Origin of the sequence: Bacteroides cutis (assembly GCF_900241005.1) — a bacterium.
In the GTDB taxonomy this organism is placed as follows: Bacteria; Bacteroidota; Bacteroidia; order Bacteroidales; family Bacteroidaceae; genus Bacteroides; species Bacteroides cutis.
On record NZ_OEST01000007.1, the window covers coordinates 37899 to 51434 of the forward strand.

Consider the following 13536-nt stretch of genomic DNA (forward strand, 5'->3'; position numbering starts at 1 on the left):
TGTTTATGAAACAATTGAAATTCTTGATGGTGGCCTTAACCTTATTAATGGGCATTTCTTTAACTTCATGTATGGGAGATAGCGATCCTACTGTAGGGGGAACTTTTATTATGAAGACGGTAAGTACGTATCCCTATACGTTTAGATTTACTAATAGTGAGGTCAATTATGTAGCTGCAAATAGTAGTGAATTAATGGCAAATACAAATTTAAAGTTGAGTACAGGTGATATTGTACAGATAGCATGGTCATATAATTCAGAAGAACAGCCTGTAACTGAAGCTACCAAAGAAGTGAAAGTACAAGTTTCAGGAATCCAAAATTTAAGTACAAGTGCTGAGTGTTGGTCTCTTGAAGATGATGGTGCAGAATCCGGATATCAGAATGCAACAATAACTAAAATAGGTTTTATTAATGATTATGGAATGAGCGATAATAATGGTATCGGTTTCTTTGATAAAAATATTATAGTAATACCGGTTGTATTCTTGGCTAAGTCTACAGACATAAGTAAATACAACTTTACGTTGATATTTGATAGGTCTCAGGCTAAAGCGGAAGATACAGAAATGGCTTTGTATTTGCGTTATAGAACAGAAGAAGAAAAGCCATCAGATGTGGCTAATATATATAAAGCTTTTGATATATCATCTGCATTGAATGATTTTGAGGGTCTAACCGATAAAAAACCGACTAAGATTAAGATTTATGCATTTGAATCTACCAAGTCCGGTTCAAATAGTTTGGAAGATGGTAAGTTATCTGAGCCCTACGAAGTGGAATATAAATTTGACGAATAGTAATTGAACTACAAAGAATTAATTCATATAGCAATTCAATTGATTTCCTCTCCGGTTCGTGCTTGGGAGGAAATTCGTTTGCAAGAGGATAGGCGGAAAGTATTTACAGCTTTTGTCTATCCTATGATTGGTTTATGCGGGTTGTCCGTTTTCATCGGTTCATTGTTGGTGAAGGGATGGGATGGTCCGGAAAGTTTTCAATATGCCATGACGCAATGTTGTGCGGTGGCTGTATCTTTATTTGGAGGATATTTTTTAGCTGCTTATCTTATCAATGGGTTGTGCGTTCGTATGTTTCAGATGAACAATGATATGCTTTTGACGCAACAGTTTGCGGGATATGCGTTGGTGGTGCCTTTTTTGCTCCAAATTATTATCGGTGTACTACCGGATTTTAATATTATAGCGTTGTTGCTTCAATTTTACATTGTCTATGTGGTGTGGGAAGGAAGTATTGTTTTGATGGATGTAACGGAAAAAGACCGTTTACGTTTCACAATTCTTTCCTCTATTTTGTTAATAGCTTGTCCGGTAGTGATACAATTCGTCTTTAATAAGCTGACGGTAATGTTAAATTGATTGGTTTATGAAACAAGCTCCTGTAAATATTAAAAATAAGCGTGCTACATTTGACTATGAACTGGTAGATACTTATACTGCGGGTATTGTACTCACAGGTACGGAAATCAAATCTATTCGGTTGGGCAAAGCGAGCTTGGTAGATACATTCTGCTATTTTGCTAATGGCGAACTGTGGGTGAAGAATATGCATATTGCCGAGTATTTTTACGGTTCGTACAATAATCATAATGCGCGTAGGGAGCGCAAACTTTTGTTGAATAAGAAAGAATTGGGAAAGCTGATGCGTGGAACAAAAGATCCCGGTTTTACCATTGTACCTGTGCGTTTGTTTATCAATGAAAAAGGATTGGCAAAAGTTGTTGTAGCTCTTGCCAAAGGTAAGAAGCAATATGACAAACGAGAATCCCTTAAAGAAAAAGATGACAAGCGTGACATGGCACGTATGTTCAAGCGGTAAGACAAAATTTGAAGTATAAGTGTGAAGCATAAGGTATATAATATCACATTATATCTTATAATATTGTTGCTTATATCTTATGCTTCACACTTATACTTTATATTTTATACCTTATAACAGTGGCTTCTATTGAAAAGTTGGTGCGTGAGCGCATCTTGATTTTAGATGGTGCGATGGGCACCATGATACAACAATATAACTTAACGGAGGAAGACTTCCGTGGTGAGTATTTTGCTCATGTCTCAGGGCAATTGAAGGGTAATAATGATTTACTTTGTCTGACCCGCCCCGATATAGTACAGGATATCCATCGTAAATATTTAGTGGCAGGTGCTGATATTATTGAAACGAATACTTTCAGTTCTACTCGTGTTAGCATGGCTGATTATCATGTGCAGGAATATGTGCGTGAAATAAATAGTACTGCCGTAAAATTGGCACGTGAAGTAGCCGATGAATTTACTGCTCTTACTCCTGATAAACCACGCTTTGTGGCTGGTTCCATCGGCCCTACCAATAAAACCTGTTCTATGAGTCCTGATGTAAATAACCCGGCATTCCGCGCTTTGAGTTATGATGAACTGGCTACTGCCTATCGTGAACAGATGGAGATTATGCTTGAAACAGGTATAGATGCTCTGTTGATAGAAACTATTTTTGATACGTTGAATGCGAAAGCGGCTATTTATGCTGCCGAACAGGCGATGGATTTTACCGGTATTCATGTTCCTTTGATGCTATCGGTTACAGTTTCCGATACTGGAGGACGTACTCTTTCAGGGCAAACTTTAGAAGCTTTTCTGGCTTCTGTACAACATGCGGATATTTTCTCTGTCGGTCTGAACTGTTCTTTCGGTGCACATCAGTTGAAACCTTTTCTCGAACAGCTTGCTGTACGTGCTCCTTATTATATAAGTGCTTATCCCAATGCCGGCTTGCCGAATGGCTTAGGAACATACGATCAGACTCCTATCGAAATGGCCAATGAAATTGGAGAGTATATTCATGAAGGGTTAGTAAATATTATTGGTGGATGTTGTGGTACTACTGACGAATATATTGCCGAATATTCGGCTCTGATTGTCGATGTTGCTCCACATATACCTGTTCCAAAAACAGATAATCTTTGGCTGTCGGGTTTGGAACTTTTGGAAGTGAAACCTGAAAACAACTTTATAAATGTAGGTGAACGTTGTAATGTTGCCGGTTCGCGTAAGTTTCTGCGATTGATAAACGAGAAAAAGTACGATGAAGCTCTGAGTATTGCCCGCCAGCAAGTGGAAGATGGTGCACAGGTCATTGATATCAATATGGATGATGGTTTGCTGGATGCCAAGGAAGAAATGACTATTTTCCTAAATCTTATTGCTTCCGAACCGGAAATTGCGCGTGTTCCTGTGATGATAGACTCTTCCAAATGGGAAGTGATTGTTGCTGGTTTGAAATGCCTGCAAGGAAAATCCATCGTTAATTCTATTTCTTTGAAAGAAGGGGAAAAAAAATTTCTGGAGCATGCCCGTCTCATAAAACAATATGGTGCAGCTGTTGTGGTAATGGCATTTGATGAGAAAGGACAGGCGGATACTTTTGAACGCAAGATTGAAGTTTGTGAACGGGCTTATCACCTTTTGGTGGATAAGATAGGTTTTAATCCTCATGATATTATTTTTGATCCGAATGTGCTTGCAGTAGCTACAGGTATGGAGGAACATAATAATTATGCGGTCGACTTTATTCGTGCTGCAGGTTGGATACGGAAAAATCTATTTGGTGCACATGTGAGTGGAGGTGTCAGTAACCTTTCGTTCTCATTTCGTGGTAATAATTATATCCGTGAGGCGATGCATGCCGTATTCCTTTATTATGCAATCCGTGAGGGGATGGATATGGGTATTGTAAATCCCGCGACTTCTGTGATTTATACGGATATCTCTGCTGATATTTTAGAACGTATCGAGGATGTGGTTCTCAATCGCCGACCGGATGCTGCCGAGCGATTGATTGAGGTTGCTGAGCGTCTGAAAATAGAGATGGAAGCTGCGAAAAAAACAGATTCGAATGATAGCTCTCGGCATTCAACTTTCAATTCTCAACTTGCTTGGCGTGAGGGGACCACATTGGAAGAACGTTTAAAATATGCTTTGACGAAAGGTATCGGTGATTATTTGGAAGAAGACCTTACTGAGGCTTTGGATAAGTACCCTAAAGCTGTGGATATTATCGAGGGACCATTAATGGAGGGTATGAAACATGTCGGTGATTTATTTGGTATCGGTAAGATGTTTCTTCCACAAGTAGTGAAGACTGCTCGTATCATGAAGAAAGCGGTTGCCATTTTGCAACCGATCATTGAATCGGAAAAGCAGGAAGATGCCACTTCTGCTGGCAAAGTTTTGCTTGCAACCGTAAAAGGTGATGTACACGATATCGGTAAGAATATAGTTGCAGTCGTGATGGCTTGTAATGGTTACGAGATAATCGACTTGGGAGTAATGGTGCCTGCTGAAACCATTGTACAACGTGCAATAGATGAAAAAGTAGATATGATTGGATTGAGTGGTTTGATTACTCCTTCATTGGACGAAATGGTACATGTGGCTTTTGAGTTGGAAAAAGCCGGAGCCGATATACCTTTATTGATAGGAGGGGCTACTACATCTCCTTTGCATACTGCACTGAAGATAGCTCCCGTTTATCATGCTCCGGTGATTCATCTGAAAGATGCCTCTCAGAATGCGACTGTGGCGGCACGCTTGATGAACCCAAAGCAGAAAGCAAAGTTAGTAGAAGATTTATCGATGAAATATCAACAATTACGTGAGAAAAACGAGGAGAGACAGGTTGATACAGTTTCTTTGGAAAAAGCTAAAAAAAATAAGTTGAACCTGTTTTGATTGATGAAAGCAAGAATTAAATAAATGGGCATTTAGTAGTTGTATTTGCTAAATGTCCATTTTTTCTCCAAATAATATCCATTAACAGCTCTTCCGTTTTTGATAGGTTCATAGTTTATATGATTTTCTACATTTAAGTTTACTTATTCTATAAATGTAGAAAATCTATGAACATATATTCTAAATGATATTTATTTAGATAAGTTTAATGAAATTAGAGTGTTTAGATACTGATTTCTTGAGATGTACTGTCTTATCTTTACTCCTTAATTTTTTTCTTATACTGTTCAAATCGTAATGTTATATCCCTGACGAAATTATATGTTTCTATTCCACGGAAATAACCATTTTTACAGACAGGATCAGTAAAATACTCTTCGTTGCTTTTCAGCAGGATGAAATTTTCTACATTATCGCGCCAAACATATTTGTTCTTTCCGTATTTCTCAGCCAGAGCCATAGCATCCAATACGTGTCCAATACCGGAGTTGTAAGATGCCAATACGAAGTTCAGTCTCTCCTCTGGGGGAACTGCAGAAAAACTTCTGGCAGTGGCAGCGATATATTTTACTGCTGCTTTGATGTTTTCTTCAGGGTTATGTTCTTTGCCCGGCGGTACTCCCATGGCTCGTGCGGTAGTCGGCATCAGTTGCATCAGTCCTTTGGCGCCTGCCCATGATACTGCCGTAGAATCGAAATTGGATTCTGTATAGGCCAACGATGCCAATAGACGCCAATCCCAATTGATTTCAGGGGCATATTTCTTGAATAAATGATCGTAATGAGAGATTTTTCCTTCTCGTAAGGATAAGATAGGAGAGTGAGGAATAGCTTTGCTGATTTCAAAATAACGTTTCATACTTGCTGTATAAGCAGGCGAAGTCATATTTTCTTCATGCCATTTGTTAGCTGCTGCTGCCAGTTGTGGACAGTTCCTTCTTACAGCCCATGAAGCACGTTGATCAAAACTTATAGAAAGGCTAATGTTTAGGTGGGGATAATAAGTCGTATTTAATTGTGCTACATCATTGTCGGCTACAGTATAAGATATCTTTCCTTGTGAAACCTGAGTAATCAAATCTTCCACAGTAATACTATCGTTGGTTACTTTATGAATATTTATTCCTCCTCCAAGTTCTTTGTCAAGGTTCACTAAACGATCGTAATACTTACCTGGTTTTACATATATGTCTTTCCCGATAAGTTCTGTAACGTCTTTCAGAGGTTTAGTACGTCCATCGGTACGTTGTACAATAACTTGATGAGTAATTACTTCTTCACCACAGTAAATCAGACTGTCTTTCCATTCCTTTGTAATGGGTAGGTTATAAGCAATAAGATCACCTTCACCTGTAAGGAGTTTTTCTATGAGATCATGTACGTTTTTGGCAACCTTAATTTTTAGATTTATCCCAAGACTTTTGGCAAATTGCTCACTTAATTCGTATTGAAAACCCATGTCTTGTCCACGGTAAATAAAATAGGAAGTAGAACTGTATAATGTCAATACTATCAACTCTCCACTATCCTTTATTTGTTGCAAGTCATCACCACTTTCTTCTACAGCGGCATTATGACTACCACGGCATCCTGAAATGCAACATATTATCATCATTGACAATATCGTCCATAATCCGCTTCTCTTTTTCATGGTACAGCAATTAATATCTGATACTTAATATCTATCTTAAGTGTTTCTTAATATACATCGTGAGTATATCAATTGCCACTTGGTTGTTACCACCTTCCGGAACAATGAGGTCAGCATACCTCTTACAAGGCTCAATGAATTGCAAATGCATTGGTTTTAGAATACGGGTATAACGTTCCATTACAGCCTCGGCGGTACGTCCACGTTCAATCACGTCCCGTTGGATAACGCGGATAAGGCGTTCATCGGGATCTGCATCTACAAAAATCTTGAGATCCATCATGCTACGAAGTTTTTTGTCGCATAAAGCAAGGATACCTTCAATGATAATCACTTCACGTGGTTCGATATGGATGGTTTCGGGCTGACGGGTACATGTCAGATACGAATAAGTGGGTTGTTCGATGCTTTTACCATCGCGCAACATGGAAACGTGTTTGGACAGAAGATTCCATTCGAATGCATCGGGATGGTCGAAATTGATATTCTGCCGTTCTTCCACAGGTACGTGGCTACTGTCTTTATAGTAAGAATCTTGCGGCAATAATACCACTTCACCTACAGGGAGACTTTCAATAATTTTACGTACGACGGTGGTCTTTCCCGAACCTGTTCCGCCTGCAATTCCTATTATTAACATCCGTTTAAGTGTATATTTGAAACAAAACCAGTATTTTTGCAGTTGTTAAATACAGCCGCTTCGGCTGACAAATATAGATATAAATCATTTAAATAACAAAGTTATGGTCAAGCACATTGTTTTATTTAAGCTGAAAGATGAGGCTTCGGCTGAGGAAAAGTTAGCGGCAATGAATAATTTTAAGGAAGCTATTGAAGCGCTTCCTGCTAAAATTTCCGTTATTCGTAAGATTGAAGTTGGATTAAATATCAATCCTGCTGAAGCTTGGAGTATTGCTTTGTATAGTGAGTTTGACACATTGGATGATGTGAAGTTCTATGCTACACATCCCGAACATGTGGCTGCTGGTAAACTTATTGCAGGTGTGAAAGAAAGTCGTGCTTGCGTAGATTACGAAGATTAAATTAGCAATAAATGAACCAAAAATTAGAAATGAAGAAAATATTATTCTCTACTTTTTTGTTGCTTCTCGCTATTGTGGTGCAAGCGCAGATACACGAACCTGTTAAATTCAAATCGGAGTTGAAAACTTTACCAGCAGGTGAAGCCGAAATTGTGTTTACCGGTGTGATTGATAAAGGTTGGCATGTTTACTCTACCGATCTGGGTGATGGGGGACCTATTTCGGCCACTTTTAATACTGAGAAACTTTTTGGTGTTGAGTTGGTAGGTAAGCTGAAACCCGTTGGAAAGGAAATATCCGCGTTCGATAAGTTGTTTGAAATGAAGGTGCGTTATTTTGAGAATACAGCACAATTTGTTCAGCAGTTGAAATTGACAGGGGGTATTTACGAAATAGATGGTTATTTGGAATATGGTGCATGTAATGATGAGAATTGTTTACCACCTACTCAAGTGCCATTCAACTTTTCCGGTAAGGCTGAAGGTGAGACTTCTAAGGAAATTTTAGTCGCTCCACAAACAGAGAGTCAGCCTGTGACACAACAAGTTATTACGAAAACTGTTGCGGATACCGCTTCTGTTGTAGCTATCGGTGGGGGGGATGGAATTACTGGAATAAATGTTTCCGATGGAGATATTGATCTTTGGAAACCGGTTATCAATGATTTACATATGTTGGGAGAAACTACTTCCCAGGAGAATATGTCATGGATTTATATCTTCATTACTGGTTTTCTCGGTGGATTGTTAGCGTTGTTCACTCCCTGTGTATGGCCTATCATACCGATGACGGTGAGCTTCTTCTTGAAACGTAGTAAAGACAAGAAAAAAGGTGTTCGTGATGCGTGGACATATGGTGCGTCCATCGTAGTGATATACGTTACCTTAGGACTAGCTATTACGTTGATCTTTGGTGCTAGTGCACTGAATGCGCTTTCAACGAATGCAGTTTTCAATATCCTGTTTTGTTTGATGTTGGTAGTGTTTGCTGCTTCTTTTTTCGGAGCGTTTGAAATAACTCTTCCCTCCAAATGGAGTAACGCAGTAGATAGCAAGGCTGAAAAAACAAGTGGCTTGCTCAGTATTTTCCTGATGGCATTCACGCTTTCATTAGTATCTTTTTCTTGTACAGGTCCTATTATCGGTTTCTTGTTGGTACAAGTTTCTACGACTGGTAGTGTGGTAGCTCCGGCTATTGGTATGTTGGGTTTTGCTATCGCATTGGCATTGCCGTTCACATTGTTTGCATTATTCCCGTCATGGTTGAAGTCTATGCCTAAGTCAGGAGGTTGGATGAATGTTATTAAAGTGACACTCGGTTTCCTTGAACTTGCATTTGCGTTGAAGTTCCTTTCTGTTGCCGATTTGGCTTATGGCTGGCGTATCCTTGACCGTGAAACGTTTCTTGCTTTATGGATTGTACTGTTTGCTCTGCTCGGTTTCTATTTGTTGGGTAAAATTAAGTTTCCGCACGATGATGACGATAATAAGGTCAGTGTGCCGCGTTTTTTCATGGCTTTGACTTCTTTGGCATTTGCTGTTTATATGGTTCCCGGTTTATGGGGAGCACCGTTGAAGGCAGTCAGTGCTTTTGCGCCGCCTATGCAGACACAGGATTTCAATCTGTACAATAATGAGGTACATGCCCAGTTTGATGATTATGATCTTGGTATGGAGTATGCTCGTTTGCATGGCAAGCCCGTAATGCTGGATTTCACTGGTTATGGTTGTGTGAATTGTCGAAAGATGGAACTTGCTGTATGGACAGATCCGAAGGTGAGCGATATCATCAATAACGATTATGTGCTTATCACGCTTTATGTAGATAATAAAACTCCGCTCACTTCTCCTGTGAAGATTATGGAAAACGGAAAAGAACGTACTTTACGTACAGTAGGCGATAAGTGGAGTTATTTGCAACGAGTTAAGTTCGGTGCCAATGCACAACCGTTCTATGTGCTGATTGACAATGAAGGCAGACCACTTAATAAGTCATATTCTTATGATGAGGATATTCCCAAATATATAGAATTCTTGCAAACAGGTTTGGAAAATTATAAGAAAGAGAAAGTTAATCAAGAATGAAACATATTGTAGATATCGATACGTGGGAACGCCGGGATAATTTCGGTTTTTTCCGGAGTTTCGTAAATTCCTGGTATTCCATTACCACTGAAATTGATTGTACTGAAGCACGTTCCGCAGCAAAAATTGCGGGACGTTCCTTTTTTCTCTACTACTTATATGCTGTGCTTCGTGCCGCCAATGAGGTAGTAGAGCTCCGTTATCGTATAGATAAGGAAGGTCGGGTTATCTATCACGATCAAGTTGATATTATTTCTCCGATAGCAGTTCCCGGAAAGACTTTTTATACGGTTCGTATCCCTTATCACGAAGATTTTGAGAGCTTTTATACAGAGGCTTATGCTCTGATAACGAATATCCCGGAAGACGGTGATCCTTATGGGGCGGAGAAAACTTTGATAAAACATGGAGACTATGATGTAGTGCATCTGAGTGCAGTTCCCAAAATGTTCTTTACTGCCACTACTTATACGCTTGCCGAAGTTGGAAACGGATGTAACTACCCTTTGATGACAGCAGGTAAGGCCGTTCTTCGTGAAGGTAGGTTGGTATTTCCTTTATCTATTTATGTGAATCATGCTTTTGTAGACGGTTCGCATTTAAGTACATTCTTTGAAAAAATCGAACAATATCTTAGGGAAATTTCACGTGGATAATCTCTATAGAAACAAGTTTACCGCTTGTAAAAAGTAGAAAATAACGTTTAATTCAGCGTATTACAGATTTATTACAGAATTTATCTTTAGCTTTGTAGTCATAACTAATAGCCAATGATGAATTTGATTAATAAGAATGTAGAAATAAAGAAAAATAATTTTCGAAGGAAAATTGTTTCTGTATTCGTTATGTTATGCGTTACGTCCCAATTTTTGCAGGCACAGGAAGAGGATTTTACCAGTTGGCTTAATGCTGGTTTCGAATATAAAGTGAAACCAGCATTTGTTATATCTACTGATTTAGAGTGGCGTACTAAGAATGATTTAAATAGAACAGATCGTTGGGGAATAGGAGTAGGGGGAGAGTATCTTTTTTTACCTTTCTTGAAATTTGGTGCCGGATATGAACTGCATTATCGTAACCGGGGTGAAAGTGGATGGGAATTTCGTCATCGTTATCGTGTGGATGGAACGCTTTCTACGCATTTGCAGCATCTCAAGTTATCATTACGGGAACGTTTGCAGCATACCTTTGATGGAGAAAATGATGAATTCCGTCTGCGTTCACGTTTCAAATTAGCTTATGATATACCGAAATGTAAGCTGGAACCTTATGTCTCGGTAGAAATATATAACGGGTTAAATTTTGGAGAACATTTTAATGTACAGCGTATGCGTTATCGGACAGGATTGAGCTTTGAGGTAACAGACAATTGGGATACAGAGGTTTTCTATTGTCGTCAGTGGCAACGTGACAGACAGAAAAATATAGTAGGGATAGAATGTTCGTATAGTTTTTAGAATGTGTCTCGTCTTTCGGATTTCTTCTTCCGATACTCTTTTTTAAGATAGAAATTGAAGCCGGCATATACCTGTAATGTACCGAAGCCATTGTTCAGTGAGAAGTTCTTCCGATAGTAATCGTATGTTCTACCTACAAACGAGCTACCCACGAAATATTTACTATTATTATATACTATTCCGGCTCTTACAATGAAGTCAATATTGATATTTTTGTACCATTCGTTTTTTTCTCCTTCTGCTTTTTCAATCCGGGATGTTTTATATGCCACAGCAGGATTGACTGATAGACATGCAAGACAATTTCGTGCAAATACCCAGTTGTAGGCATAACCGAAATTGAGACTGAGATTGGTGTACTTTATGTGCTTTACTTTCATACCCGAATTCATCGTTTCTCGGATAATTTCCGGTAATAAGGTATAGTCAAAGTTCAGATTATGCGTAGATACCGATAGTCCCGCGATAAATGATCCGGCATTTCTGCGTTGGTTGGTAGATTGGCTGAAAGCTGCTGGATAAGAGAAACGTCGGTTATTGAAAATATAGTATAAATTTAATCCCTTCATATCTACTTTCAATCCTCTGAAATCTTCTGAGTAGTCCGAAGGGATATTTGAAAAGCCGGTTACTTTATGTATTTTATAATCATTACCTGTACGACGGTAGAAAATGTCTACTCCTAACTTTGAACTGTAAAGGCTGAGGTCAAATTCTGTTCCTTTCTTTTTCCCACTTTTTTTTCCGAGAAGTGCTTCTGTGTCTACTGACCATCCCAGGAATATCCAGCGCCATCCGAAATAAACACCGATCTTGTTATGAGGTTTAGGAGAGAGGCGTAATCGTTGAGGTTCAGGAATGATGCTTGATATTGAGTAATATTCATAATTTGTGAAGTGGTCGAGCATCAGAGCATAATTATATCGGTTAGGACTGATATAGGTCGTATCGAAATTACTGAAATTAAGGAATTTCTTAATACCCTTTTTGAACCTTTTCTGATGTGTTTCCGGTTGGATACTATCGTTTGCAACGAGAACACTAACTTCATTCTGAGCAAATAAAGGTAGCGGTAACAGTATCCATAAACAGAAAATAAATCTTTTCAGCATCATTTCCAGTCAGTGTAAAATTTTCTTGTAGACGAAGATAGGTAAAAACACTCTATTAGACAAGTATCCTTTTCTATTTCTCGAATTTTACATACGTTTATGATATTGTAATGGTACGTCATGAAGTCCTTCACATGATGGAAGGAAATAGTTATTCTGAGATTTCGTTGAAAGAAGCAATTATTAAGAAGTTTGGTAAACATCGGCGTTTTTATATTTGTTCGATAGAAGATATGGATACTGATACTCTTATTGGGTTTCTTAAAGAAGAAGGAAAATTTATGTCGTCTGATGATGGCTTCGCGGTTAATATAACGAAAATGTGCAATCATTCATTGGGTTGTTGCAATGAAAGATTGCTTTTATTTCTCATTACAACTTTTTTATTCTATTGAAAGAATATGCAATTGTTCTTTTTATATTTGTTGCCGAAAACATAAATACAAATGATTGTTACTTTAGAAAACAAACAATTTCAAACACGTTATAATATGAAAAAACTACGTTTAATTTTATTCTTATTTTGTTGTTCCTTGTGCTTATGGGGACAAGACCGGGTAACAGTGATACAAAATGATTTTTTAGGTAATAATCCTCACCGGATTTTAGTAGTCTCTCATCGTGCTGACTGGCGTAATGCACCGGAAAATTCTTTGCAAGCTATCCGGAACAGTATTGCTATGGGGGTAGATATGGTAGAAATAGATTTAAAAAAGACTAAAGATGGATATTTGGTTTTAATGCACGATAACTCAATAAATCGTACGATGACTGGGAAAGGTGCGGTTGAAGATTATACTTTGGCCGAACTGAAAACAATGCGGTTGAAGAATGGGGCGGGATGTAAAACGCGGCATCAGATACCTACTTTTGAGGAAGTGATGGAATTATGTAAAGGTAAGGTTATGGTGAATGTAGACAAAGGATATGATTATTTTAAAGAAGCTTACGAGATATTGAAAAAGACCGGGACGGTAAATCAATGTGTTATGAAAGCCTCGTTACCTTATGAACGGGTAAAGGCGGAAAATGGAGATGTTTTGGATAAAATGATTTTTATGCCTGTCATCAATGTAAGTAGAAAAGGTGCGGAAGCTGTTATTGATAGTTATATAACTCATTTAAAACCAAAAGCATTTGAATTGATTTTTAATGATGATGGTCCAGAAGTACAACGCTTAATAAAGAAAGTCTACGATAGTGGTGCTAAGATTTTTATTAATACCCTTTGGCCGGAACTTTGCGGAGGACATGATGATGACCGTGCGGTAGAACTGCAACAACCTGATGAAAGTTGGGGCTGGGTTATAGAACAAGGTGTTAAGCTAATTCAGACAGATCGTCCGGTATTATTATTGCAATATTTGAAAGAAAAAGGATTGCACGAATAAGTGTAGGAAATAAAGGTTGTTATTTTGAAGATTTGTTATCTTTGCTCCATAAAATTAAAGATAGT

General features: G+C 38.3%; 12 protein-coding genes and 1 pseudogene. 10 read left to right on the forward strand and 3 right to left on the reverse strand.

The genetic code is table 11. The annotated features are described in order from the left end of the window. The first annotated feature begins 5 nt into the window (after window positions 1-5). The 4 genes from C1A09_RS13795 to metH all read left to right on the forward strand — a co-directional run bounded on the left by C1A09_RS13795 (window position 6) and on the right by metH (window position 4733). Window positions 6-800 (forward strand): hypothetical protein, encoded by a 795-nt coding sequence (locus C1A09_RS13795; RefSeq protein ID WP_117737704.1) that lies wholly within the window; start codon window positions 6-8, stop codon window positions 798-800. Window positions 801-803: 3 nt separating this feature from the next. After that, window positions 804-1379, forward strand: coding sequence for a Yip1 family protein (locus tag C1A09_RS13800; protein WP_101545212.1), 576 nt, complete (start codon window positions 804-806; stop codon window positions 1377-1379). A 7-nt stretch (window positions 1380-1386) separates the two neighbouring features. After that, a complete protein-coding gene (gene smpB, locus C1A09_RS13805; protein WP_101545214.1) occupies window positions 1387-1839 on the forward strand; it encodes an SsrA-binding protein in 453 nt (150 codons plus the stop codon). Window positions 1840-1958: 119 nt separating this feature from the next. Beyond that, window positions 1959-4733 carry a methionine synthase gene (gene metH / locus C1A09_RS13810; protein ID WP_101545216.1) on the forward strand — a complete coding sequence of 925 codons (2775 nt, stop codon included), beginning with the start codon at window positions 1959-1961 and terminating at the stop codon, window positions 4731-4733. A gap of 259 nt (window positions 4734-4992) precedes the next feature. Here metH and C1A09_RS13815 read toward each other — a convergent pair whose 3' ends face one another. Together C1A09_RS13815 and udk are read right to left on the reverse strand one after the other, a co-directional pair. Further along, complete coding sequence (locus C1A09_RS13815; protein ID WP_370448212.1) at window positions 4993-6348, reverse strand: MltF family protein; 1356 nt, start codon at window positions 6346-6348, stop codon at window positions 4993-4995. Window positions 6349-6415: 67 nt separating this feature from the next. Then, on the reverse strand, window positions 6416-7024 hold the full coding sequence (gene udk, locus C1A09_RS13820; RefSeq protein WP_101545222.1) for a uridine kinase: 609 nt from the start codon (window positions 7022-7024) through the stop codon (window positions 6416-6418). Between the two features lie 103 nt (window positions 7025-7127). Between udk and C1A09_RS13825 the strand changes: the two genes are divergently transcribed. The 4 genes from C1A09_RS13825 to C1A09_RS13840 all read left to right on the forward strand — a co-directional run bounded on the left by C1A09_RS13825 (window position 7128) and on the right by C1A09_RS13840 (window position 10968). Then, window positions 7128-7427: a Dabb family protein gene (locus tag C1A09_RS13825; protein ID WP_101545225.1), complete on the forward strand. Its 300-nt coding sequence runs from the start codon at window positions 7128-7130 to the stop codon at window positions 7425-7427. A gap of 29 nt (window positions 7428-7456) precedes the next feature. After that, window positions 7457-9511: a protein-disulfide reductase DsbD family protein gene (locus C1A09_RS13830; protein ID WP_101545506.1), complete on the forward strand. Its 2055-nt coding sequence runs from the start codon at window positions 7457-7459 to the stop codon at window positions 9509-9511. After that, window positions 9508-10167: a chloramphenicol acetyltransferase gene (locus C1A09_RS13835; protein WP_101545227.1), complete on the forward strand. Its 660-nt coding sequence runs from the start codon at window positions 9508-9510 to the stop codon at window positions 10165-10167. The genes C1A09_RS13830 and C1A09_RS13835 overlap by 4 nt, the downstream gene beginning before the upstream one ends. A 189-nt stretch (window positions 10168-10356) precedes the next feature. Further along, on the forward strand, window positions 10357-10968 hold the full coding sequence (locus tag C1A09_RS13840; RefSeq protein ID WP_370448211.1) for a DUF2490 domain-containing protein: 612 nt from the start codon (window positions 10357-10359) through the stop codon (window positions 10966-10968). Here C1A09_RS13840 and C1A09_RS13845 read toward each other — a convergent pair. Continuing rightward, a complete protein-coding gene (locus C1A09_RS13845) occupies window positions 10965-12080 on the reverse strand; it encodes a DUF4421 domain-containing protein (RefSeq protein WP_101545509.1) in 1116 nt (371 codons plus the stop codon). The genes C1A09_RS13840 and C1A09_RS13845 overlap by 4 nt on opposite strands. Before the next feature lie 110 nt (window positions 12081-12190). On the opposite strand from C1A09_RS13845, the pseudogene C1A09_RS13850 reads away from it, so the two are divergent. Together C1A09_RS13850 and C1A09_RS13855 are read left to right on the forward strand one after the other, a co-directional pair. Continuing rightward, a pseudogene (locus C1A09_RS13850) lies at window positions 12191-12412 on the forward strand (YecH family metal-binding protein); the annotation flags it as partial. A gap of 159 nt (window positions 12413-12571) precedes the next feature. Further along, complete coding sequence (locus tag C1A09_RS13855; RefSeq protein ID WP_101545513.1) at window positions 12572-13471, forward strand: glycerophosphodiester phosphodiesterase family protein; 900 nt, start codon at window positions 12572-12574, stop codon at window positions 13469-13471. Window positions 13472-13536 lie beyond the last annotated feature (65 nt).